We start from the raw sequence: 22,582 nt of genomic DNA, 5'->3' as shown, positions 1-22,582 counted from the left end.
GCGGACGCATGGCCGCGTACGCTTGCAAGTCCGCAACTAGAGCATCGGACCGTCTCAAGGCCTAAGACGGCAGCCATGGAGCCGCCAAACTGCGCGGCGACTTCGGCCACGTCATCGCTAGGCCGGCATGCCGGCACTGATCAATGCGTGGAACGCGATGCCCATGCTGATGGACAGCAGCCACAGCGCCGCACCCTCGAAGATACCTTCGATCCGCTTCGCGCCTTTCTGGGAATAACCGACCCGTTCGCGCGTGCGCAACAGCTCATGCCGCTGCCTGATCCGATCCATCAGCGAGAACTGCACGAAGAAGGCCATCAGCGCCGACAGGAACATGAGCGCGGCCGCGACCATGATCTTGATGAAGAATTTCTTGTCGCCGTCGACGAACTGGACCAAAGCGATCAGGCCGGCGGCAGCGGTCATGGCGATCGTGCCCAGCTGCTTGAGGTAGTCGAAAGACAGCGTAACGGCCGTGTCCAGGCTGACCTGCGGCGCCGGCTCCTGCGGTGGGTGTTCCATTGGAATTCCGAACTCCTGTCCTTCAGTCTGACTATCGCGCTGCCGGATCACGCCGCTTCCGCGCTCTTAGGCAATGCTCGCTTGGACCGGTGCGCCTCAGCATCGGCACCGTTCATGGCCCTGCCCCTAAGGCCACTATCGGCCAGAAGAAGCAGATCCTCAACCGCAAGCCCAGCTACTCAGGCAGATTCGAACGAATCAGCTTCGCGGTCGCAATCAGCTGGGCGGCAGGAACGCGGACCCGCTCCCGGCGCTGCGCATCTTCGCCGGGATCGTGCGGCGTTCCCTTCTGACGTCCGGCGCCATCGAAGGTGGCGAGTTGAGGCGGGCCTACGCCCCAATCGCTGCCGCGCTGGCGCGGCACGACGTGGAAATGGAAGTGCGGCGTCTCCTGCCCGCTGAAGACCCCGTTGTTTTGAAACGTGAGTATTCCGAGCGGCCGATACGCCCTGACCAACGCCTCCGCGACTCGCTTGGCCGCGGCCATGACCGCGCCGCATTCCGGCTCGGAAAGATCCAGCAGCGTCGCGACGTGCCTGCGTGTAATGACGCAACACTGGCCGACCTCGAACTGCCAGGGATTGATCACGGTGAGCGTATGTTCGCCCTCATCCACGACCGCCCATCGTTCTTCGCGCCCCGCCATCCCCTCGCACAGGTCGCAAGGGTCTCTGATCGGTAGTTCGATCAATTTCCTACTCCCATCCAGTCGGCGGATCGATGCAGGAACGATTGTAGTGCTACGTTGCGGCTGGCGAGCTGTCTTTGAGACGGGCCCAGTCCGTCGCCAGCGCAGGCATCAGCGCAACGGCGCGCCTCACACCGCCAGTCCGGGATCGCCTTCCAATATCGTCTGCCGCATCCGCGGACGTTCGCCCGGCCGCCACAGCGACACCTCGTGGCGGACGCGATACCGCAAGGGCCCGCCGTCCGCGCCGGGGCTGCGCTCGAGGGGCCTGGGGATGCAGACGAAGTCGGTCGCCATCGTGCCGGCATCGACCCGCACGGTGGTGTAGCCGTGTCCGCCCATGTCGACGAAGGACAGATGCGGCGCCAGGTCGGGATTGCTCGCCGCGTGCGCCTTGCGCAGGTCGCCGCTGCTGGCGAACTCCAGCGCCGAACGCACGCCGTGCTGCAACAGCAGATTGACCGTGGGCTGCGGCGCCCCGTCGCCCGGGTTGGCGATGTACAGCGGGCGCAGCGGATTTTCCTTTTTCTGGTTGTGCTCGTTGGCTTCGGCCATGCCCGGGGCGGAGATCGAGCCGGTCACGAAGGTCACCCCCACCGGTTCGAACGCCGCAGGCGGCAAGGCCTTGGCCGCGTAGCCCGCCCAGAAGCTGTGGCGATCGCCGGACACGATGGCGAAACCGGTGATGCCGGCATCGCGCACCGCGTCGAAGATCTCGGCACGCTCGTGGTAGGCGCAACCCCAGTCGCCGGTGGCCATGAGGGCAAAACCCGCACCCTCGGGATACTTGCCCAGCGCAGCCGGCAGGTTCTGCGGATCGACGCGCCAGTCGGGGGTACCCAGCGAATTGCCCCAGATCTTCCAGGTCGCCGTCGCGCCGCGCAGGCGCGCCAGGAACCAGGCTTTCTGCTTCGCCCCCAACATCGTCTGCGCGGCTTCGGCCACGCGGTAATTGGCCACGCTCTTGGCCCCGAAGGACAACTTCGCCGGTGGATGGCCGTCGGCGTAGTCGCGGCCGCCGTCGAGTTGCCGCATCAATTCCTCGGGCACGAAGCCCAGCGTGTCGTCCTCGAACAGCGGATTGATTTCGTCGTGATTGCCCGGATCGCGCGAGCGGAAGCTGCGCTGGTCCGTCACCAGCAGGTCGATGTGCCGGCCCCAGCGCAAGCCGCGATACGCGATCAGGCTGTTGATCGCGGCCAGGTTGTTGGCTTCGGTGCCCAGCCCGTCGTCGTCGAAGTCATGGACCAGCGTGTCGACGACGTTCGGCGCATCGAAGGCCTCCAGCGCGGCGCCCGGCGCTAACACGCGCGCCGGCTGGTATTCGAACCAGGCCTGGTTCGCCGCGACCTTGAGCGTCTGCGCGGGCACCCAGCCCTCGCCGCCGGGGAATTCCTGGATCGACTGCCAACCCTGCCAGGAGAATTCGTGGTTGTCCCATATCGCCACGAACGGCCAGCGCGCACGCGCATCCTGGATGTCGGGATCCTGCAGGTAGGCGTGGTAGAGGACGCGATAGTCCTGCAGCGAGTCCGGCACCCAGAAGCGGTTCTTGGCGACCGTCTTGCCCTTGGGAAACGTGATCGGAAACTTGATGAGACGGTCGTAGCGATGACCGTTCTTGACCTGGTCCGGGTATTGCACGACCTCGTAGACGAAATCGCCCAGGTGCAGCACGAAGCCGAGCCGGTCCGCGGGCGCGGCGCGCTCGTCTTCCCAGATCATCCGTCGATAAGCGTTCTGGGCCCCCTCGCAGATGGTCTGGCAGCTGACGAAGGCGAAGCGCGCCGGGCGCGCATCGTCGGGCGCAGGCGCCGTCAGCGTCCGGCCGATCCGGCTGCCGTTGCCGTCCTCGTCGACGAAGCGGTACCAGTACTCGCCGGCCGGCGGCAGATCGCCGACCAGCACGCGACAGGTCCAGTCGGACTGGGCCAGCACCGGTGCCGTCGCGGTCGCGATCACGCGCGCGAACGCCGGGTCTAGCGCAACTTCGACCCGCAGCGTGGCGCGCTCGCGGCCATCCGCATAGGGTCGCCGCGTCCACAGCAGGACGCTGTGGTGATCGGGATCGCCCGAGGCGACGCCTTGCGGAAACAGGTCGCGACGCTCGCGCCAGCCGCTGGAGGAAGGGCGCACCGTCGCGCAGCCCCAGGCCAGGGTCGCGCCCAGTGCAGCGGCGAGCTTCAGAAACTTGCGACGGCTGAGTGTCGGCATGTCGGCCCACCGGTTGCGGTGTCGAGTCGGCGCAACGCTAGACCCGCAGCCTGCGCGGGTGAGCGTGCCGGAAGTACTGCGGTGCGCGCCTGCCCCCTCGAGAGGCGATGCGAATAGGCTTCCGCGGCATGCGGACGCTTGCATCCGGCAGGCCGCATGCGACCGCTTGGTACCGGTGATCGCCGCACTGCGATGACAGCAAACGCCCAACAGGCCGAGCGCACCCGGTCTCGTTTCTCGCGCAGCAGAAAAGAAAAAGCCCCGGCGTTTCCGCCGGGGCTTTCCGATTTACTCGTTCTTGAAATGACGCACGCTTATTACGCGATCTCTTCCGAAAACGACTACGCCTGACACGAGAACGATCTCGCGCTCTCCAGGCTGGCTGCGCGGTCTTGATCTTTCCGTCGATCCAGACAGTAAATCGTAAGAGGAAAGCCATTCTTTGAAGACATCCCACTTAGGCCCTCTTGGAAATGCCTCGCGAAGCACGAACTGGCTCGGAAGCCCATAGTGATCTTCAAGCGTGTAGCAGAGCCCTAAGCCCGAGACTATGGCCCCCTGAAAGAAGACGTGAAACAGGCCGTATTCGTAAGCCCTCGCCTCATCCTTCAGCATCCCGTCCTTGCCGCAAGGCACCCAGTCATCGGGGTCTCCCAGCTCAGAGCGGACAAGCTCGCGCGAAGAGCCAATGCCCACGCGACCGAGCTGGCCTGAGCGTGCAAATTCGACGAAATCGAACGAAGCTGCCGTCAAAGCGCCCCCCTCAATCCAGAAGCAGCTTGCAGTCTATAAGCGGTCGACCTGCGCCCGCTGGGCGGAGCACGGAATCATGAAGGGCGGCCTCTGGGCTATCCGGGGTCTTCTGACCTAGTTTTTCAACGGAATAGGCCAGAAGCGGACGTCGCACGTTTGTCACGCCTTCCGGACGCGCCGGACGCGGTCAGCGATGTGTCGGGCCCAGCGAGGGCCTGCGACGACGCAGTAGAGAATCCACGTCGAAGCGCCGAGGAACCCTGCAACTGCGAACGCAAGGATCAGCCCTTTGCCTGCCTCGTTGGCGCCCGCCAATGAGCTGCCGAAAGCCGCCGCCCACGAGCCGAAGCTGATGGCGAAAAGACCTGTGGAGGCGATCCGCAGGCGCGCCGTGAAGGGCGTTTCGTATGCTCGAACTCCCATTCGCCTGGTATCCGCTTTGGGTCGGAAGCGGACATTAGCACCGCCGGCCCGGAAGCGCCCCCCCGGCCACTCGATCAACTGCCCCACTTCCCGGAAACGCACGGGCCGCAGGGGCCGCGCTCCGCCATGCTCGGGCCACTTCCCAGAGAACAGGGGCCAGAGTACTAATTCATGGCGGATCATCCTGACGCAGCGGCCCTGGCAGCAAGAACTGGCGAAGATAAATTCGTATCGAACGACAGTGCCCGCATGGCCGGAGAATTCGCAAAGTGCTCCCGAGTGGATGCGACGGCTGAAGGCGCAAACCTGCAGGGGATCAGGAAGGCAGAGCACGACGTTGTGGTCTAAGCCTGTGAGGCGACTAGCGCCGCTGCTACGTCGCTATGGCCTGCCGCGCAAACCTTGCGATCCGGACGATCGCACCGGCCGGCGCTGCATACCTAGATGCCGGACGGGCAGTGCTTCGGATACGGCTCGGCCTCGCGGCTGTACGAGACCGACCCTAGCAGGATCACGCTCGGCGACAGCCGACGAATTGGCAAATTGAGCGGTTCCGGCGCTGTCTTCGGAGGAATGCATTGGTCGCATCCTGCGTAACGCAGGACCGCCCGGCCTTCTTCGAGCGAGCCCAGCATCTCTCCCTCGTAAAACATCGCACCACCGTCGCCCTCGGAAGAGTAAAGACGGCCTGCTTTGCAGACCACCGTCTGCTTATGCAACTTCACGCGCGCACCTTCGATCTGGAGCGCGTTCTGGTAGTACCAGCGCTCGGGCATGCCCGCCTGATCGAACTCCGCGGCGCGTTCGAAGCCGAAGTAAGCGTTCACGTACCAAGGCAAAAGCGGCGGCAGCGGCGGCGTTTCATCGGCCCGCACCAGCGTGCAGGAGCAGAGCGTGGCGACCAGAACGAATCCCGTGAGCCCTTTCATGCCCCTCCCCGCGCCAGCGGCGTCCCTGCGACGCAGCCACTGTAGCAAGGCCACACACGAGACGGAGCAGACGCGCTGCCGGGGCGACAACCGGATGCGCGGCGCCGGCGAACGATCCACCGAGCCGGCATTCTCGGCGCCGAGCCTTGAAAAGAAAAAAGCACCTGGACTCGCGTCCAAGTGCTTCTTCGATTTGGTGGGCCGTCAAGGATTCGAACCTTGGACCTATTGATTAAGAGTTCAGGCAACCTTGCTATTCAATCAATGGCTTAAGCCACTCCAATTCTCCGGTAGCATCCACCAGTGGCGCCCCAGATCAGCATCGTACTCACCATTTTCCCGGCCATGCGCTATCGGCAAGAAGCAGACACCGGACAAAACCCTCATTAAGACGAGCCGCGAAGCGGTGTCGGCTTGAATGAGCTATTGGGGCGCAGCCTGCATCGCTGGAGAGCCTGGCGCAACGTCTCCCAGAAACCAGTCTGTGGTCTAGGGGAACAGCCAGACGACGCCGCAAACGGGGCGCAAGAGAGGCACTGGAGTGATGTCTGCATAGTCGCTATGCAGCACCATCCCGCGCAGGCACGCGCCTAGACGGCGACAGGGGCCGCAGATCTGGAAACAGCGACGACAGTAGATTGATGCGGTCGCCTCCAATACCAGCCGATATACTCGGCCCAGATGACAATGGGGATGGGAATGCACAAGCGATCGGGTGCGGTGTTGGTGATCGTGGCCTGCGGTCTATGCGCTGGCTTGGTCTGGGCTTCACAGGGTTTGGCCGACCTTGTCCGCCGGCCGTCCGCCTCATGGGCCAGCGTTCTGGCAGGCGCGACGTCTAACGCGCGCTCGCGGGCAGACGCGACCTCTAGCCCAGGCCCGTGGGCAAGTGCGCCCCCTAGCGCCCATCCATGGATAGATCCGACGACCAGGGTGCGCCCGAGGGCAGGTGCGACGCTTAACGCACGCCCGTACCACCGGGTAGGCGCCGCCTCTACTTCAATGCTGACGATGTCCCTCGAGCAGCAGTCCTACTCGATGACTGCGCCGGAATTCCTCTCGGATCCGGCGACCTCTACGGCGCAGTCCATCGCTGTGGGCGACGTCTCCGGCGATGGACGGGACGACCTCGTGTTCCTTTCCCCGCGCGTTGCGCCCAACTCGGCGGATAGCCGCATGCGGGTTTACGTCGCGTACCAGCGCAGCGACGGCCGCCTTGACGCGGCAGTCAAGATCACGGAGTGGGGCAACGAATTCGACTACCAGCTCCTGATCGCCGACCTGGACCGCGACGGTGTAGGCGACATCATTACTACCGCTCGCAATGACGTCATGATGCTTCGCTCGAATGCAGATGGCACGTTCACCTCGAGCGCGGCCGCAGCCGGCGACCCCCACGAACTGGTCGTGACTGACGTCGATCGCGATGGTTACCTCGACGTTCTCGTCGACTCAAGCGACACCTCGGCCACGGTCGTCCATGGCGGTTCTGGCGGCATTGGCCGCACTTCGACACTGTCATTGCCCTCGTCCGCCGTTCGCACGACCGGCGACGTCAACGGCGACGGCTTGGACGATCTCATTCTCGCCACGATCTTCAACAGACCGCTGGAGGAATTCCGGATCTACCCAGCGCTTGCATCAGGGGGGTACGCCGCACCGGTGGTGCTATCCCTGCCGCTGGGCTCCAACCCTGCCGCATCACTCGCTGTTGGCGATTTCAACGCGGATGGTCGCGGTGACCTGATGTTGGACGAAGCAAAGAATGAAGCAAACCTGCGCCTGTATTTACAAGATTCGCACGGCAACCTCATGTCGAGCGTTGGCGTCGCCAGGCTCACCGCTCCCGGCCCCCTGATTGCTAGCGACCTCAACCGTGACGGCCGGACCGACTTAGCGATCGCGCACAGCGGATGGGACTACGTCGGGTACTACCTTCAAACTGGCACTGGGCTCGCGCCCGAGACCCTCATCAACGCCTATCAGTACATGGGCCGGTCCAACTACTTTGCGTCAGGCGACCTCAACCATGACGGGTGTGGCGATCTGGTGGTCTCTCGATGGAGCCAGTCGCCCGTGCTGCTGTACGGTCAAGGTTGCATCGTCCGCCCACGCATTGCCGATTGCCGGTTGCCGGCAGTCGCGGTGGAAGGTTCGGGGCTCGTGGTGGCGGGACTGGCGTCTCCGCTTGCACCTCAGCGCAACAGCGATGTGAGCGCGAACGTCGGAGAAGGCGTGATACGAGGTGTTCGCGCGCGCTTTGAAGGCAATGGATACCGTGTCCGTGGCGCGCCGCTGCCGAACCGGGCAGGCGTACCTGTTCGGGATCCGTAGGCACCACCTTGATCTGCGCCCATGCGGAGCAATCGGCACGTAGGACGGTCACGGCTGGACATGGGCTGAGCGTCAGAGGCGGACATCCTCTGGATGTCCGCTTTGGGTTGGAGCGGACACAAGTGCCGCCCTCTCTGTCACGCGCTCGATCAACTGCCCCGGCGCGGAACCCAAGGTCCGCAAGCGCCTTGCCGGGCACGCCCGACTGCGCTCCCCACACAGGAAAAAGAAAAGCCCCAGCGTTTCCGCTGGGGCTTTCTGTATTGGTGGGCCGTCAAGGATTCGAACCTTGGACCTATTGATTAAGAGTCAACTGCTCTACCAACTGAGCTAACGGCCCGATACATCAGGAGCGAAATTGTAGCAGAAGCTTTTCGGTCCTTACAACAATGGGGTGGCTGAGGGGACTCGAACCCCCGACATCTGGAATCACAATCCAGTACTCTAACCAGCTGAGCTACAGCCACCGTAAAACGTAGACATACAACGTAAATCGCTTGCGAATTTGGCGCGCCCGGCGGGAATCGAACCCACAACCACCGGCTTAGAAGGCCGGTGCTCTATCCAGTTGAGCTACGGGCGCCAGTCCAAACATCTTAACTGACGCCCCAGCCCGGTAGCGGATGGTCGGGGCAGAGGGATTCGAACCCACGACATCCAGCTCCCAAAGCTGGCGCTCTACCAGGCTGAGCTATACCCCGAAGCCGGGACTCTCGTTGCGCGCCAACGCCGCGAAAGGCCGACTAGTTTGGGCGGCGCCATCGCTGCTGTCAACGAGGCGTCGGCTAAAGCGGCCTGCGTGTATGCTCCCGGCATCGTGAACAACCGTTCATTCAGGACTACAGGGGCGACCAACATGCGCAGCGGCAATCCGGCACTCAAGGAATCCACCTTCCTGGACCTGGCCAGCGGCACGGTAGTACAGGGCGACAGTCAGGCCATGAGCTTGAACGGCACGGTCAACAAGACCGGCCTGTTGCTGCTGCTGACGGTGCTGACCGCCGCCTACGCCTGGAGCCAGATCACCATCACCACCGAGGGCGCGACCGGCCTGATGCCGTTCATGCTGATCGGCGGTCTGGGCGGTTTCGTCCTGGCGATGGTGACGATCTTCAAGAAGACCTGGGCGCCGGTGACCGCGCCGGCGTACGCGCTGGTCGAGGGCCTGTTCCTGGGCGCGATCTCCTCGGTGTTCGAGGCGCGCTATCCGGGCATCGTGATGCAGGCGGTGATGCTGACCTTCGGCACCCTGTTCGCCCTGCTGTTCGCCTACCGCTCGGGCCTGATCAAGGCCACCGAGAACTTCAAGCTGGGCGTGGCCGCGGCCACCGGCGGCATCTTCGTGCTGTATCTGGTCAGCTTCGGCATGCGCCTGTTCGGCAAGGAAATGCCCTATATCCACGAGTCCGGCCTGATCGGCATCGGCTTCAGCCTGTTCGTGGTGGTGGTGGCGGCGCTGAACCTGGTACTGGACTTCGACTTCATCGAAACCGGCGTCGAGCAGCGCGCGCCTAAGTACATGGAGTGGTACGCCGCGTTCGGCCTGATGGTCACCCTGGTGTGGCTGTACATCGAGTTCCTGCGTCTGCTGTCGAAGCTGCAGTCGCGCAACTGAGCGACGCCGCGGGAAACGAGAAAGGGGCGCGATCGCGCCCCTTTTTTTCGCCTCCGCCCTGCCCTCAGCCGCGCTCTTCGGCCGCCTGCGGCAAGGGTTGCGGCGCGCGCTTACGCGAGGACCACAGCATGGCCAGGATGGTGATGCCGCCCAGCAGCCAGCTGTAGTGCACGCTGCCGGCCAGGGCCAGCGGCGAGACCGCGCCCAGCGAGGCGGCCAGCAGGATCTGCGCGCCGTAGGGCAGGATGCCCTGGGTCACGCAGGCGAAGATGTCGAGCACGCTGGCCGCGCGCGCCGGCGGCACGCCGTGCTGTTGGGCGATGTCGCGCGCCAGGCCGCCGCTGATCAGGATCGCGACGGTGTTGTTGGCGGTGAACACGTCGGTGGTGGCCGACAGCGCGGCGATGCTGACCTCGCCCGCGCGCCGGCTCTTGTGGCCGCGCGCGAACTTGCCGATCACCTGGGCCAGCCAGGCCAGGCCGCCGGTGGCCTTCATCAGCGCGCCCAGGCCGCCGACCAGCAGCGACAGCAGGGTGATCTCGATCATGCTCTCGAAGCCGTCCCAGATGTGTCCGGCGTAGGCGGCCAGGCCGAAGTCGTCGGCCAGGAAGAAGCCGAAGCCGCCGGCCACCAGCAGGCCCACGCTCAACACCACGATCACGTCGACGCCGGCCAGGGCCATGCCCAGCACGATCAGGTAGGGCAGGATCAGCCAGGCCGAAACCGGCTCCAGCGGCGCCACCGGCGCGGTTTCGCCGACGAAGCCGAGCACGATCAGGGTCAGCAACGCGGCCGGCAGTGCCAGCTTGAAGTTCTCGCGGAACTTCTCGCGCATGGTGCAGCCCTGGGTGCGGGTGGCGACGATGGCGGTGTCGGAGATCACCGACAGGTTGTCGCCGAAGGTGGCGCCGCCGATCACCGCGCCCAGCACCAGCGCGCGATCCAGGCCGGAGGCGTCGGACACGCCCAGGGCGATCGGCGCGACCGCGGCGATGGTGCCCATCGAGGTGCCCAGCGACAGCGAGATGAAGCCGGCGACCAGGAACAGGCTGGGCAGCAGCAGGGCCGGATGCACGTGGCCGATGCCCAGCGAGACGATCGCGTCGACCGCGCCGATCGCCTTGGAGACTTCGACGAAACCGCCGGCGAGCAGGAAGATCAGGCACATCAGCACGACATTGCTGTCGCCCATGCCCTCCAGCAGCGTTTCCAGCGGCTTGAGCTTGCGACGCCAGGCGATGAACGCCGCCAGCGCCAGCGCGGGCAGAATCGCGACCGGCGCGCGCAACTGATAGAAGCCCATCGCCTCGCCGTGGGTGGTGAAGTAGATCCCCGCGCCGAAGAACAGCGCCAGGAACAGCAGCAGCGGCGTCAGCGCGAGCGCGCTGGGGCGGACCGGGGCATTCATCGCTTCATCCGTATGGAGCAAATAATCGACTTAATTTTGCAGTGCAACATCACCGATGTCGAGTGCCAATGCTCGCGTGCCAAGATGGGCTTAGTTAGTACCTGAACAGGAGCAAAATTGCCTCCCGCCCCGCACGCTCAGCCCATCTACGATCAATCCATCAGCTGGAGGAGCCAATTTGAGCGCTTACAAGGGAAAAATTCTTAAAGTGCATACGGCGAACGGCGACGTTATTGGGGAAATCACAAGTACTGGCGACCCGCTTGAAGATGCAAAACTTGCTGACGAGCTTTTCAATAATCTTGGATTAGGAACAAAGAAGGACAGCGCAGCCCTTAGCATTAGAAAGCAAGCCCGATCATTCTCGAAGGTAACTCACCACATCTACGATACGATCGGCCTTCTTCGCACCCAATCTGCAGCATATCTAGCCCCCTTTGTTACGAATGCGGCATTCGCACTCGAACTTTACATAAAGGCCCTTGCTCGCGAACATGGGACAAGCCTCCGCGGACACAAACTGGCTGATCTGTACAGAGGCCTCCCACAGGCGGCAATTGAAGAAATCGCAATAGCATACCTAGCCGTGGAGTCACGCCATGACTTAGAGGGGGCGCAACCGGACATAGAGCTATTTCTCACGGAGATAAATGACGCGTTCGTCGAGTGGAGGTATGCATACGAAAACAAAAGTGGATTGTCTGTAAAAGTTAATAGGATAATGTTCCTTCTAGACACCCTAGATCTTGCGGGACAACGAATTGTTTAGAACGCAGAGCTTCTGCTAGCACCCTGAAATACTTGGCCGCAAACGCAACGAGGCGCCCGAAGGCGCCCCGTGGCGGTACCGCGTCGGCCTGGATCAGGCGATGGCGCGGCTGGCGATCGCCTTGGCGAAGGACATGGTGTTGCCCTCGCCGCCCAGGTCCGGGGTCAGCGAGTCCTTGGCTTCCAGCGTGGCGATGATGGCCTCGCGCAGCTTGGTCGCCTTCTCGGGCTGGCCGATGTGGTCGAGCAGCTGCGCCGCGCCCAGCAGCAGGGCGCAGGGGTTGGCCTTGCCCTGGCCGGCGATGTCCGGGGCGGTGCCGTGCACGGCTTCGAAGATCGCCGCGTCGGTGCCGATGTTGGCGCCCGGGGCCAGGCCCAGGCCGCCGACCAGGCCGGCGCAGAGGTCGGAGATGATGTCGCCGAACAGGTTGGTGGTGACGATGATGTCGAACTGCTCCGGACGCATCACCAGCTGCATGCAGGTGTTGTCCACGATCATCTCGTTGCACTGGATGTCCGGGTACTGCTGCGCCACTTCGCGCGCGGTCTTCAGGAACAGGCCCGAGGTCGACTTCAGGATGTTGGCCTTGTGCACCACGGTGACCTTCTTGCGGCCGGTCTTGCGGGCCAGGTCGAAGGCGTAGCGCACGATGCGCTCGGAGCCGCGGCGGGTGATCTTCTGCACCAGGGTGGCGGTTTCGCCGTCCGCGGTCAGCGACTGGCCTTCGCCGATGTAGGCGCCTTCGGTGTTCTCGCGCACGGTGATCAGGTCCACGCCCGAGGGGAAGCGCGACTTGGTGTTCGGGAACGACTTGGCCGGACGCACGTTGGCGTACAGGTCGAAGCGCTTGCGCAGTTCGACGTTGATCGAGCTGAAGCCCTCGCCGACCGGCGTGGTCAGCGGGCTCTTCAGGGCGATGCGATTCTTGCGGATCGAGTCCATGGTCGAGGCCGGCAGCAACTCGCCGTGCTTCTCCAGGGCGACCAGGCCGGCATCGGCGAATTCGTAGGACAGGCCGACGTTCATGGCGTCGAGCACGTGCAGGGTGGCGTCCATGATCTCCGGGCCGATGCCGTCGCCACGGATGACCGTAATGGTTTGCGTCATGAGGGAGTTCTTCCAGCGATAGGGCGCGGCGCAAGCGGCGCGGCGCAAGGTTGAGCCCCGTAATTATGCCGGAAGCGGCCCGTCCCTGCATTCGGCGGCGTATTGGACGATGGTCGGGGTGGCGGACGGCCCGATCCGGCGCGCACCGCCCCTGTGGGAGCGGCGTAAGCCGCGATAGGCCGCCGGTTGCGACGCAAGCTGGAGGCCCAATCGCGGCTTACGCCGCTCCCACAGGTCAGGTAATGGACGGGCCTCAGCCGTGATCGTGCCCCGCCGGCGCCGCGGCCTCGCCCTGCTCCAGCCGGTCGAGGAAATCGACCGCGCGGCGCAGGTGCGGGATCACGATCGAGCCGCCCACCACCAGGCCGACCGAGAAGGCCTCGAACATTTCGTCGCGGTTGACCCCGGCGTCCTTGCACTGGGCGACGTGGTAGCTGATGCAGTCGTCGCAGCGCAGCACCATCGAGGCGACCAGGCCCAGCAGTTCCTTGGTCTTCAGGTCCAGCGCGCCGGGCTGATAGGTCTGGGTGTCGAGGGCGAAGAAGCGCCGCACGACCTGGTTGGGCTCGGCCAGGATGCGTTCGTTCATGCGCTTGCGGAACGCGGTGAACTCGGCGACGCGGTCGCTTTCGGTACTGTCGTTGCTCACGGAAACTCCTTCGATGATGGGGCGCGCTTGCCGTTCATGGCGTTATGGTCCGGCTTGCGGATGGTCCGGCCCGTCCATCCCTGGGCGGGTGTTCGCGGGCGTAGGCGGCAGCGCCGCCCGATCGCGCCCACTCACCCCGCCAGCAGCGGCTCCAGCCCGCCCGCGCGATGCAGGGCGATCATGTCGTCGTAGCCGCCCACGTGGGTGCCGCGGATAAAGATCTGCGGCACGCTGGTGCGCCGGGTCAGGCTCATCATCTTCTCGCGCTGGGCCGGGTCCAGGTCGATCCGGACCTCGGTCCACGACTCGCCCTTGCTCTTCAGGAAGTTCTTCGCGGCCACGCAATAGGGGCAGATCGCGGTGGTGTAGATCACGATCTTCTCGGGCGCTTCGGACGGCGCAGTATCGGTGACGCTCAAGACGGTTCTCCTGATGAAACTCGGCGGGGGGGTTGCGGTCTGACTATGGGCCCGCAGGGTGCGCCATTAAAGCGCGCCTGCGGAACGCTGTCGTCCACCGCCCCCCTCCATGCGCCCTCGGACGGTAGCGAATTAATGGATGATTCACACCGCCGGACGTGGCGGGCCGCATTCTGCCGTGCGAACGTGCACTTGCCGCCCGCGACCACCCCGCGACCGAGGAACACCCGCTTGCGCCGCATCGCCCTGCTTTCCGCCGCCATCACCATCGCCGTCGCCAGCCTCTGCGCGCCGGCCCAGGAATCGAGCCTGCCCGACATCGGCTCGTCCGCGGGCGAACTGCTGACCCCGGCCCAGGAGCGCGAATACGGCGCGATGATGCTGGCCCAGCTGCGCCACTACGACTATCTGCTGGAAGACCCGCTGATCAACAGCTGGCTGGACACCCTGGGCACCCGCCTGGCCGCCAGCAGCGACCGCCCGCGCCAGCCCTTCACCTTCTTCGTGATGCGCCAGCGCCAGATCAACGCCTTCGCCACCCTGGGCGGCTACATCGGCGTCAACGTCGGCCTGGTGCTGGCGGCCGAGCGCGAGGACGAGGTGGCCGCCGTGCTCTCGCACGAAATCGCCCACGTCACCCAGCAGCACGTGCTGCGCGGGGTCGAACGCGCCCAGCGCGACCAATTGCCGATCCTGCTGGCCATGCTGGGCGCGATCGTCGCCGCCCAGGCCGCCGGCGGAAACTCCGCCGACGACGCCGCCCAGGCGGCGATGGTGTCGGCGATGGGCCTGATGCAGCAGCGCCAGATCGACTACACCCGTTCCAACGAGTCCGAGGCCGACCGCCTGGGCATCCAGACCCTGTCGCGCAGCCAGTACGACCCGACCGCGATGGCCGATTTCTTCGCCAAGATGCAGGCCAAGTCGCGCAGCAACAAAGCCGGCTACTTCGGTCCCACCCCCGACTACCTGCTGACCCACCCGGTCACCACCACTCGCATCAGCGAGGCCAAGGCGCGCGCCGAGCAGATCGCGCAAAGCACGGTGATCGCGACCACTTCGACCCCGAACGCGACCCGCAGCGAGCGCATCCCCAAGAACGGCTACAGCCTGCCCGGCGACGCGCGCGGCTTGGACAACCCGCTGCTGCCCAGTGCGTTGCGCCTGCAAGGCTATGCGCTGTCGGGCGGCGACACCGGCCTGTTCGAATTCGCGCGCGAGCGCATGCGCGTGCTCAGCGCCGAGTCGGCGCGCGACGCCATCGCCGAGTACGAACGTCTGGGCAAGGGCGCCAAGCTCGACGAGGCCCAGCGCTACGGGCTGGCGGTGGCGCGCATGCGCGCCAACCAGGCCGGCGCCGCGGCGCCGGTGTTCGCCGAGCTGTTGGACAAGTACCCCGGCCACCTGTGGCTGAGCCTGGCCCTGAGCGAGGCCGAGGCGCAGAGCGGCAAGGTCGCCTCCGCCGACGCCCGCTTCGAATCCCTGCTGCGGCAGATGCCCAACAACCGCGCCGTGGCCCTGACCTATGCGCGCACCCTGTCGGAGCGCAACACCCTGGAATCCGGCAAGCGCGCCCAGGCCGTGCTGCGCCCGCTGCTGGGCAGCGCCAGTGAGGACGCCCTGTTCCAGCAGGCGTTCGCACGCGCCTGTGAGATCGCGGGCGACCCGGTCCGTGCCGGCGAAGCCTACGCGGAAGCCGCCTACCTGGGCGGACGCCCGGAGCAGGCCCTGGTCCAGCTGAACACGCTCAAGAAGCGCCCCGAGCTGGATTACTACGCCCGCGCCCGCATCGAGGCGCGCATCGCCGCGATCACCCCGACCGTGCTGGAGCTGCGGCGCCAAGGCGTGAAGGACGAGGACCTACGCAGGCGCTGACGCGCCTGGATTCGGGATTCGCAACCGCCGGCCGTGACGATTTGCCCACCAAATCCCAAATCCCGAATCTCGAATCCCGGCCTTTAAGACAGTGTCACGCGGACGTCACAAAACGGTAGTGTACTGGCGCGGTCTCAGGCAGCCCTGCTTGCAGCGGCTGTTCCAAGCCCCGCCTCCACTCCCCCGGTGACCGCGTGCAGAAGCGCATTCTCATAGTCGAAGACGAACCCGCCATCCGCGACATGGTGTCCTTCGCCCTGCGCAAGGGCGAGTACGACCCCATCCATGCCGGCGACGCGCGCGAGGCCCAGGCGGCGATCGCCGACCGCGTCCCCGACCTGATCCTGCTGGACTGGATGCTGCCCGGCACCAGCGGCCTGGAGCTGGCCCGGCGCTGGCGCAAGGAATCGCTGACCCGCGAGATCCCGATCATCATGCTGACCGCGCGCGGCGAAGAAAACGACCGCGTCGGCGGCCTCGAAGCCGGCGTCGACGACTACGTGGTCAAGCCGTTCTCGGCGCGCGAACTGCTGGCGCGCATCCGCGCCGTGCTGCGGCGCTCGCGCGAGGACGACGAGGACGGCAGCGTCGGCATCGGCCCGCTGCGCATCGACGGCGCCGCCCACCGCGTGTTCGCCCAGGGCGACGGCGGCGACCAGGCGGTGCAGATCGGCCCCACCGAGTACCGCCTGCTGCACTTCTTCATGACCCATCCGGAGCGCGTGTATTCGCGCACCCAGCTGCTCGACCACGTCTGGGGCGGCAGCGTCTACGTGGAAGAGCGCACGGTCGACGTGCATATCCGCCGCCTGCGCAAAACCCTGGAACCGCACCGCCTGGACGGCATGGTCCAGACGGTACGCGGCGCCGGTTATCGTTTTTCTGCCTCACTCGCCGCGTAAGCTTGGCGGGTATGCCACCCCGCGCCCGATCCGCTTGGTTCCGCACCCTGGGACAGCTGCTGCTGATCCTGGTCGCCGCGGCCGTGGTCGGGCTGCTGATCGGCCAGCCCTGGCCGGTCGTGACCCTGGCCGCGCTGGGCGTGGTCGCCTGGCATTACTGGCGCCTGCGCAGCGTGCTGATCCGGCTGACCGCGCGCCAGCGCCTGACCCCGCCGCTGGGCGAAGGCATCTGGAACGAACTCGACCGCCTGCTGCACCGCAGCCAGGCCGAGATGCGCGGGCGCAAGCGGCGCCTTATCGAAATGCTGCGCGCCTACCGCGCCGCCGCCGCCGCGCTGCCCGACGCGATCGTGGTGGTGGAGCGCAACAGCCAGCGCATCCAGTGGTTCAACGAAGCCGCCAACGGCCTGCTCGGCCTGCGCTACCCGCGCGATATCGGCGGCTCGCTGTCGCAGAAGCTGCAGCCGCTGCAGCTGGCGCATTGGCTGGCCGCGGGCCGTAACGCCGAACCGCTGGAGGCAGCCTCGCCATGGAATCCGGCCGCGACCCTGAGCCTGCGCCTGATCCCCTATTCGGAAAACCTGTGGCTGCTGGTGGCGCGCGATGTCAGCCGCCTGCTGCAGCTGGAGCAGATGCGCCGCGATTTCGTCGCCAACGTCTCCCACGAACTGCGTACGCCGCTGACCGTGGTGCACGGCTACCTGGACATGCTGGACCCCAGCGAACACCCGGACTGGGCGCCGATGCTGGCCGAGATGCAGCGCCAGTCGCAGCGCATGACCCAGTTGGTCGAGGACCTGCTGATGCTGTCGCGGCTGGAGTCGCAGGACAGCCTGCCGGCCGAAGAGACCGTGTCGATGTCGTCGATGCTGTCCACGCTCAAGCGCGAGGCGATGGCGCTGAGCCAGGGCCGCCACGAGATCGCGATGGAGGACCTGGCCGGGGTCGATCTGTGGGGCTCCAACAAGGAACTGCACAGCGCCTTCTCCAACCTGGTCAGCAACGCGATCCGCTACACCCCGGCCGGCGGTTCGATCCGCATCCGCTTCCGCCCCGAGGACCAGGGCATGGGACGCGGGGTGGTGCTGGAAGTGATCGACAGCGGCTACGGCATCCCGGCCGCGCACCTGCCGCGCATCACCGAACGCTTCTACCGCGTGTCCACCAGCCGCTCGCGCGAAAGCGGCGGCACCGGCCTGGGCCTGTCCATCGTCAAGCACGTGCTCAACCTGCACCAGGCGCGCCTGGAGATCGCCAGCGACGTCGGCCGCGGCAGCAACTTCGCCTGCCACTTCGGCGTCGACCGCGTGCGCAGCCGCGACCTCGCCTATCTCGATACCCTGCCCGACGCCCTGCCCTGATCTTTCCCAGCGCGCCCCACCCGTGAACCTCGAGTCCGCCATGAACGCCGCCCTCACCACCGCGCCGCCCGACGCCAATCACGACGGCGATCCGCTGCGCGATCACAGCCTGTACTTCAATCGCGAGCTGTCGCAGCTGGACTTCAACTTCCGCGTGCTGGCGCAGGCGCAGGATCCGCAGGTGCCGCTGCTGGAGCGCCTGAAGTACTTGTGCATCTCCTGCACCAACCTCGACGAGTTCTTCGAGATCCGCGCCGGCACCCTGCGCCACGCCCAGGACCTGGGCCTGATCCCCGGCGCCGACGGCCTGCCGCCGGCGACCGTGCTGTCGCGCATCCACGACCGCGCCGCCGAGTTGGTCAAGGCCCAGTACGAGTGCTGGAACGAGGTGGTGCGCCCGGCCCTGCGCGACGCCGGCGTGCGCGTGCTCGGCCGCGACTCCTGGAACGCCGCCCAGACCCGCTGGCTGCGCAACTACTTCCGCGAGGAAGTCATGCCGGTGCTGTCGCCGCTGGGCCTGGACCCGGCGCATCCGTTCCCGAAAATCCTCAACAAGTCGCTCAACATCGTGGTGGTGCTGGAAGGCAAGGACGCGTTCGGGCGCGCCGGCAACCTCGCCATCGTGCGCGCGCCGCGCTCCCTGCCGCGCATCATCCAGATGCCGGAGAACGTCTCCGGCGGCAAGCACGACTTCGTGTTCCTGTCCTCGGTGCTGTCGACCTTCGTCGACGAGCTGTTCCCGGGCATGGACGTCAAGGGCGCCTACCAGTTCCGCGTGACCCGCAACTCCGAGTTGCTGGTGGACGAGGAAGAGGTCGACAACATCGCCCTGGCCCTGCGCGACGAGCTGGTCGGCCGCGGCTACCTGCGCGCGGTGCGCCTGGAGATCGCCGAGCAGTGCCCGAAGCCGATCGTGCGCAGCCTGCTGGAGAATTTCGATCTGCCCGAGAACGCGGTGTACCGCATCAACGGCCCGGTCAACCTCAACCGCGTGATCCAGGTCTACGATCTGGTCCAGCGCCCCGAACTCAAGTTCCCGCCCTACCAGCAGCGCCAGTTGCCCGGCGTGGAGAGCATGTTCGAGAAGGTCGGCAACGGCGACGTGCTGCTGCACCATCCCTTCGACGCGTTCACGCCCGTGCTGGAGCTGATCCGCCAGGCCGCCGAAGACCCGAACGTGCTGGCGATCAAGCAGACCCTGTACCGCGCCGGCAAGGACTCGCCCATCGTCGAGCAGCTGGTCCAGGCCGCGCGCAACGGCAAGGACGTCACCGTGGTGGTCGAGCTGCGCGCGCGCTTCGACGAAGAGGCCAATCTGGGCCTGGCCGATCGTCTGCAGGAAGCCGGCGTGCAGGTGGTGTACGGCGTGGTCGGCTACAAGACCCACGCCAAGATGCTGCTGATCGTGCGCCGCGAGGGCCGCAAGCTGCGCCGCTACGTGCACCTGGGCACCGGCAACTATCACAGCGGCACCGCGCGCGCCTACACCGACTTCGGCCTGATCACCGCCGACCCGGACATCGGCAACGACGTCCACCTGATCTTCCAGCAGCTGTCCGGCCTGGCGCCGTCGCTGAAGCTCAAGCGCCTGCTGCAATCGCCGTTCACCCTGCACGCGGGTGTGCTCAAGCGCATCGACCGCGAGACCAAGCACGCGCGCGCCGGCCGCCCCGCCCGCATCGTCGCCAAGATGAACGCCCTCAACGAGCCGCAGGTGATCCGCGCGCTCTACCAGGCCTCGCAGGCCGGCGTGCAGATCGATCTGATCGTGCGCGGCGCCTGCACCCTGCGCCCGGGCGTGCCCGGGGTGTCCGACAATATCCGGGTGCGCTCCATCGTCGGGCGCTTCCTCGAACACCACCGCGTCTACTGGTTCGGCAACGACGGCGAACCCGACCTGTTCTGCTCCAGCGCCGACTGGCTGGAACGCAACCTGCTGCGCCGCGTCGAGACCGGCTTCCCCATCCTCGACCCGGCCCTGGCCGAGCGCGTCTACGACGAAGCCCTGAGCAACTACCTGGCCGACAACCTCAGCGCCTGGGAACTGCGCGCCGACGGCGAGTACGAGCGGGTCGTGCCGCAAGGCGACGCCATGCCCCATTCCGCACAAGCCACTTTATTGGCGAAAATCTGCGGATGAACGACGCCTACCCGACCACCGCCCTGCCGCTCCAGGACGGCGACCTGCTCGCCGCCGTCGACCTGGGGTCGAACAGTTTCCACATGGTGGTCGCGCGTTACGTGCTGGGCCAGCTGCGCATCGTCGATCGGCTGCGCGAGACCGTGCGCATGGCCGAGGGCCTGGACCGCAAGGGCGGCCTGGCCCCGGAAGTGCGCCAGCGCGCGCTGGAATGCCTGTCGCGCTTCGGCCAGCGCATCCGCGACGTGCCGCCGCAACGGGTGCGCGCTATCGCCACCAACACCGTGCGCCGCCTGGCCGCGCCGCAAAGCTTCCTGATGCCGGCCGAAACCGCGCTGGGCCACGCCATCGAAGTGGTGGCCGGCCGCGAAGAGGCGCGCCTGATCTACCTCGGCGTCGCCCACGCCCAGCCGTCCAAGCCCGGCGAGCTGCGCCTGGTGATCGACATCGGCGGCGGCTCCACCGAGTGCATCATCGGCACCGGCTTCGAGGCGATCGAACGCGAAAGCCTGCAGCTGGGCTGCATCGCCACCACCCGCCGCTTCTTCGAGAACGGCAAGCTGTCGAAGAAGAAGTGGCGCGACGCGCTGACCGAAGTCACCGCCGAGTTCCAGCAGTTCGCCGGCACCTACCGCGCGCTGGGCTGGCAGGAAGCGCTGGGCTCGTCGGGCACCAACAAGGCGATCGGCGAGATCTGCGCGGCAATGAAGCTGACCAAGGGCGCGGTCACCGCCGAGGCCCTGCCGCAGGTGCGCGACCGTCTGCTGCAGGCCGAACGCATCGAGCTGATCGACCTGCCCGGCCTGTCCGCCGACCGCCGCCCGGTGATCGCCGGCGGCATCCTGGTGCTGGAAGCCGCGTTCAACGCCCTGGGCCTGAGCCGGATGGCGGTGAGCAAGGCGGCGATGCGCGAAGGCGTGCTCTACGACATGCTCGGCCGCGGCGGCGCCGACGATCCGCGCGACGCCTCGGTGGCCGCGCTGATGCAGCGCTACGGCATCGACGAGGGCCAGGCCGCGCGCGTGGAGGCGACCATGCTGCGCCTGTTCGATCAGGTCGCGGGCGCCTGGGCGCTGGATCCCGACGACCGCCTGATGCTGCAACGCGCCGCCCGCCTGCACGAACTGGGCCTGGCGCTGGCGCACAGCCAGTACCACGTGCACGGCGCCTACGTGGTCGAGCACTCCGACATCTCCGGCTTCTCGCGCCAGCAGCAGCAGTTCCTGGCCGCGCTGATGCGCACGCATCGCCGCGGCATCCCCAAGAGCGCCTTCGACGCCCTGCCCGATCGCCTGTTGGCTCCGGCACGCCGCAGCGCCGCCCTGCTGCGTCTGGCGGTGCTGCTGCACCGCGCCCACGAGGGCGATCCGATCCCGCAGCTGGACGCCCACGCCGAGGGCAACACCCTGACCCTGACCGTGTCCAAGCGCTGGCTGGATTCGCGCCCGCTGGTGCGCGCCGACCTCGAGGGCGAGCCGCAGGACGCGGCCGGGCTGGGCATCGCGCTGAAGCTGCTGGCGGCCTGAGGCTATCGGTATTGCGAACGCGATCACGCGCGCGCGATTGCGTGCGCGGCGGCGCTCGCCGATGATGCCGACCGTCAGCGCCCCCCGGATCCGCCCATGCAGCCTTCCCGCCTTCGTTCCGCCCTGGCCTGGGGCACGCTGATGTTCGTCGCTTCCGCGCTGGGCGCCTGCGACGCTCAACAGAAAGTCGGCGACGCCGATCCGTCCAAGACCACCGCACCGGCTGCGGACGGGGCGACCGCCAGCCGCACCCTGCTCCTGCTCGACGACGGCCGCGTGTACAGCCCGCAGGGCCCGGTCGAACTGCCGCTGGCGATCCGCGCTCTGGGCCCGGCCGCGACCACCGAAGTGATCCTGCAAGGCTGCAAGGCCGACATCGACTACCGCTACATCACCTTCGCCCTGCGCACGCTCAAAGCCGGCGGCTACGAACGCATCACCCTCAAGGGCGGCGGCGCGGATTGCGGCTAACGGCGCCACAGCGCGCAGACCGGCCCGACCGCGCGCTTGCGCGGGCCCAAGTCCGGATGACAGGATCGCGACGAGCTCAACGAATCGGGGATCCGGGTGTCCAATCGATACTCTCGCGTTTTCGCCCTCGCGCTGCTGGGCTGCGCCGTCGCGCTGACCGGCTGCGGCGACGGCCAGGTCGAAGTGAAGCTTCCGACCGCTAGCGCGCCACGGCCTGCGCTGAAAACACAGACCTTGCACATGCTGGCCGACGGCCGCTTTCGCGGCACGGATGCAACGATCGACTTGGCGACCGCGATGAAAACGCTGGGGCCCGCCGCGACCACCCAGGTGATCCTGTGCGCGCACGGCGCTCAGTTCGAGCAGGTATCGCAGGCGTACGCGACGATCCGCAAGGCCGGCTACGAACGCTCGACGATGGCGGTAGGGGACAGCACCGACTGCAAGTCCTGAGTCCCGCGGCGCGGCCGCGCGCCG

Annotated in this window: 19 protein-coding genes and 4 tRNA genes; 11 read left to right on the top strand and 12 right to left on the bottom strand. The window is 66.4% G+C overall.

Features of this window, described 5'->3' with window-relative positions; all coding sequences use genetic code 11:
• Positions 1 to 117: 117 nt before the first annotated feature.
• The 3 genes from ASD69_RS01940 to ASD69_RS01930 form a co-directional block, all read right to left on the bottom strand.
• On the bottom strand, positions 118 to 573 hold the full coding sequence (locus tag ASD69_RS01940; protein WP_157498910.1) for a hypothetical protein: 456 nt from the start codon (positions 571 to 573) through the stop codon (positions 118 to 120).
• A 124-nt stretch (positions 574 to 697) separates the two neighbouring features.
• Positions 698 to 1,213 (bottom strand): HIT family protein, encoded by a 516-nt coding sequence (locus ASD69_RS01935; protein WP_056173297.1) that lies wholly within the window; start codon positions 1,211 to 1,213, stop codon positions 698 to 700.
• A gap of 126 nt (positions 1,214 to 1,339) precedes the next feature.
• The gene (locus tag ASD69_RS01930; protein ID WP_056173294.1) at positions 1,340 to 3,424 is read right to left on the bottom strand and encodes an alkaline phosphatase D family protein; all 2,085 of its coding nucleotides are present in this window, start codon (positions 3,422 to 3,424) and stop codon (positions 1,340 to 1,342) included.
• A gap of 156 nt (positions 3,425 to 3,580) precedes the next feature.
• On the opposite strand from ASD69_RS01930, the gene ASD69_RS21645 reads away from it, so the two are divergent.
• Positions 3,581 to 3,775 (top strand): hypothetical protein, encoded by a 195-nt coding sequence (locus ASD69_RS21645; protein WP_157498908.1) that lies wholly within the window; start codon positions 3,581 to 3,583, stop codon positions 3,773 to 3,775.
• 1,265 nt (positions 3,776 to 5,040) lie between these two features.
• Here the strand turns inward: ASD69_RS21645 and ASD69_RS01920 are convergent.
• Positions 5,041 to 5,529, bottom strand: coding sequence for a hypothetical protein (locus ASD69_RS01920; protein WP_157498906.1), 489 nt, complete (start codon positions 5,527 to 5,529; stop codon positions 5,041 to 5,043).
• A 1,011-nt stretch (positions 5,530 to 6,540) separates the two neighbouring features.
• On the opposite strand from ASD69_RS01920, the gene ASD69_RS01915 reads away from it, so the two are divergent.
• Positions 6,541 to 7,863 carry a VCBS repeat-containing protein gene (locus tag ASD69_RS01915; protein WP_162250598.1) on the top strand — a complete coding sequence of 441 codons (1,323 nt, stop codon included), beginning with the start codon at positions 6,541 to 6,543 and terminating at the stop codon, positions 7,861 to 7,863.
• Positions 7,864 to 8,127: 264 nt separating this feature from the next.
• Here the strand turns inward: ASD69_RS01915 and ASD69_RS01910 are convergent.
• From ASD69_RS01910 to ASD69_RS01895, 4 genes are all read right to left on the bottom strand, one after another.
• Positions 8,128 to 8,203, bottom strand: a tRNA-Lys gene (locus tag ASD69_RS01910).
• Positions 8,204 to 8,253: 50 nt separating this feature from the next.
• Positions 8,254 to 8,330, bottom strand: a tRNA-His gene (locus ASD69_RS01905).
• A 39-nt stretch (positions 8,331 to 8,369) separates the two neighbouring features.
• Positions 8,370 to 8,446: transfer RNA gene (locus ASD69_RS01900), tRNA-Arg, on the bottom strand.
• Positions 8,447 to 8,487: 41 nt separating this feature from the next.
• A tRNA-Pro gene (locus tag ASD69_RS01895) sits at positions 8,488 to 8,564 on the bottom strand.
• Between the two features lie 155 nt (positions 8,565 to 8,719).
• On the opposite strand from ASD69_RS01895, the gene ASD69_RS01890 reads away from it, so the two are divergent.
• Positions 8,720 to 9,478: a Bax inhibitor-1/YccA family protein gene (locus ASD69_RS01890; protein ID WP_056173284.1), complete on the top strand. Its 759-nt coding sequence runs from the start codon at positions 8,720 to 8,722 to the stop codon at positions 9,476 to 9,478.
• Positions 9,479 to 9,542: 64 nt separating this feature from the next.
• Here ASD69_RS01890 and ASD69_RS01885 read toward each other — a convergent pair whose 3' ends face one another.
• A complete protein-coding gene (locus ASD69_RS01885; RefSeq protein WP_056173281.1) occupies positions 9,543 to 10,886 on the bottom strand; it encodes a Na+/H+ antiporter NhaC family protein in 1,344 nt (447 codons plus the stop codon).
• 178 nt (positions 10,887 to 11,064) lie between these two features.
• Here ASD69_RS01885 and ASD69_RS21640 point away from each other — a divergent pair, with 178 nt between their 5' ends.
• Positions 11,065 to 11,655, top strand: coding sequence for a hypothetical protein (locus ASD69_RS21640; protein WP_157498904.1), 591 nt, complete (start codon positions 11,065 to 11,067; stop codon positions 11,653 to 11,655).
• A gap of 93 nt (positions 11,656 to 11,748) precedes the next feature.
• On the opposite strand, the gene ASD69_RS01880 is transcribed toward ASD69_RS21640, so the two are convergent.
• From ASD69_RS01880 to grxC, 3 genes are all read right to left on the bottom strand, one after another.
• A complete protein-coding gene (locus ASD69_RS01880; RefSeq protein WP_056173276.1) occupies positions 11,749 to 12,762 on the bottom strand; it encodes an isocitrate dehydrogenase in 1,014 nt (337 codons plus the stop codon).
• Between the two features lie 253 nt (positions 12,763 to 13,015).
• Positions 13,016 to 13,351, bottom strand: a complete 336-nt coding sequence (locus tag ASD69_RS01875) for a carboxymuconolactone decarboxylase family protein (protein ID WP_223621702.1) — start codon at positions 13,349 to 13,351, stop codon at positions 13,016 to 13,018.
• A 191-nt stretch (positions 13,352 to 13,542) separates the two neighbouring features.
• Positions 13,543 to 13,830 carry a glutaredoxin 3 gene (grxC, locus tag ASD69_RS01870; RefSeq protein ID WP_056173270.1) on the bottom strand — a complete coding sequence of 96 codons (288 nt, stop codon included), beginning with the start codon at positions 13,828 to 13,830 and terminating at the stop codon, positions 13,543 to 13,545.
• Positions 13,831 to 14,061: 231 nt separating this feature from the next.
• Between grxC and ASD69_RS01865 the strand changes: the two genes are divergently transcribed.
• The 7 genes from ASD69_RS01865 (at position 14,062) to ASD69_RS21635 (ending at position 22,558) form a co-directional block, all read left to right on the top strand.
• Positions 14,062 to 15,705 carry a M48 family metalloprotease gene (locus ASD69_RS01865; RefSeq protein ID WP_056173268.1) on the top strand — a complete coding sequence of 548 codons (1,644 nt, stop codon included), beginning with the start codon at positions 14,062 to 14,064 and terminating at the stop codon, positions 15,703 to 15,705.
• Between the two features lie 194 nt (positions 15,706 to 15,899).
• Positions 15,900 to 16,607, top strand: a complete 708-nt coding sequence (phoB, locus tag ASD69_RS01860; protein WP_055909545.1) for a phosphate regulon transcriptional regulator PhoB — start codon at positions 15,900 to 15,902, stop codon at positions 16,605 to 16,607.
• 11 nt (positions 16,608 to 16,618) lie between these two features.
• On the top strand, positions 16,619 to 17,968 hold the full coding sequence (gene phoR / locus ASD69_RS01855; RefSeq protein ID WP_056176400.1) for a phosphate regulon sensor histidine kinase PhoR: 1,350 nt from the start codon (positions 16,619 to 16,621) through the stop codon (positions 17,966 to 17,968).
• A 40-nt stretch (positions 17,969 to 18,008) separates the two neighbouring features.
• On the top strand, positions 18,009 to 20,108 hold the full coding sequence (ppk1, locus tag ASD69_RS01850; protein ID WP_056173265.1) for a polyphosphate kinase 1: 2,100 nt from the start codon (positions 18,009 to 18,011) through the stop codon (positions 20,106 to 20,108).
• Positions 20,105 to 21,634 (top strand): exopolyphosphatase, encoded by a 1,530-nt coding sequence (gene ppx / locus ASD69_RS01845; protein WP_056173262.1) that lies wholly within the window; start codon positions 20,105 to 20,107, stop codon positions 21,632 to 21,634. Before ppk1 ends, ppx begins: the two co-directional genes overlap by 4 nt.
• Before the next feature lie 96 nt (positions 21,635 to 21,730).
• The gene (locus tag ASD69_RS01840) at positions 21,731 to 22,105 is read left to right on the top strand and encodes a hypothetical protein (RefSeq protein WP_056173259.1); all 375 of its coding nucleotides are present in this window, start codon (positions 21,731 to 21,733) and stop codon (positions 22,103 to 22,105) included.
• Between the two features lie 240 nt (positions 22,106 to 22,345).
• Positions 22,346 to 22,558, top strand: coding sequence for a hypothetical protein (locus ASD69_RS21635; protein WP_157498902.1), 213 nt, complete (start codon positions 22,346 to 22,348; stop codon positions 22,556 to 22,558).
• Positions 22,559 to 22,582 lie beyond the last annotated feature (24 nt).

The sequence above is a fragment of the Lysobacter sp. Root604 genome, from assembly GCF_001427505.1.
In the GTDB taxonomy this organism is placed as follows: Bacteria; Pseudomonadota; Gammaproteobacteria; order Xanthomonadales; family Xanthomonadaceae; genus Lysobacter.
The sequence above is the reverse complement of the archived record's forward strand: the minus strand, read 5'-3'. Positions and strand labels throughout refer to the sequence as shown.

What these genes read in the sequence shown, in the direction of transcription:
- ASD69_RS01885 (WP_056173281.1), bottom strand. Translation starts at nt 10,886, where the DNA reads ATGAATGCCCCGGTCCGCCCCAGCGCGCTCGCGCTGACGCCGCTGCTG.
- ppx (WP_056173262.1), top strand. Translation starts at nt 20,105, where the DNA reads ATGAACGACGCCTACCCGACCACCGCCCTGCCGCTCCAGGACGGCGAC.
- ASD69_RS01840 (WP_056173259.1), top strand. Translation starts at nt 21,731, where the DNA reads ATGCAGCCTTCCCGCCTTCGTTCCGCCCTGGCCTGGGGCACGCTGATG.
- ASD69_RS21645 (WP_157498908.1), top strand. Translation starts at nt 3,581, where the DNA reads ATGCGACCGCTTGGTACCGGTGATCGCCGCACTGCGATGACAGCAAAC.
- ASD69_RS01915 (WP_162250598.1), top strand. Translation starts at nt 6,541, where the DNA reads ATGTCCCTCGAGCAGCAGTCCTACTCGATGACTGCGCCGGAATTCCTC.
- ASD69_RS01890 (WP_056173284.1), top strand. Translation starts at nt 8,720, where the DNA reads ATGCGCAGCGGCAATCCGGCACTCAAGGAATCCACCTTCCTGGACCTG.
- ASD69_RS01930 (WP_056173294.1), bottom strand. Translation starts at nt 3,424, where the DNA reads ATGCCGACACTCAGCCGTCGCAAGTTTCTGAAGCTCGCCGCTGCACTG.
- ASD69_RS21635 (WP_157498902.1), top strand. Translation starts at nt 22,346, where the DNA reads ATGCTGGCCGACGGCCGCTTTCGCGGCACGGATGCAACGATCGACTTG.
- ASD69_RS01880 (WP_056173276.1), bottom strand. Translation starts at nt 12,762, where the DNA reads ATGACGCAAACCATTACGGTCATCCGTGGCGACGGCATCGGCCCGGAG.
- ppk1 (WP_056173265.1), top strand. Translation starts at nt 18,009, where the DNA reads ATGAACGCCGCCCTCACCACCGCGCCGCCCGACGCCAATCACGACGGC.
- phoR (WP_056176400.1), top strand. Translation starts at nt 16,619, where the DNA reads ATGCCACCCCGCGCCCGATCCGCTTGGTTCCGCACCCTGGGACAGCTG.
- ASD69_RS01920 (WP_157498906.1), bottom strand. Translation starts at nt 5,529, where the DNA reads ATGAAAGGGCTCACGGGATTCGTTCTGGTCGCCACGCTCTGCTCCTGC.
- ASD69_RS01875 (WP_223621702.1), bottom strand. Translation starts at nt 13,351, where the DNA reads ATGAACGAACGCATCCTGGCCGAGCCCAACCAGGTCGTGCGGCGCTTC.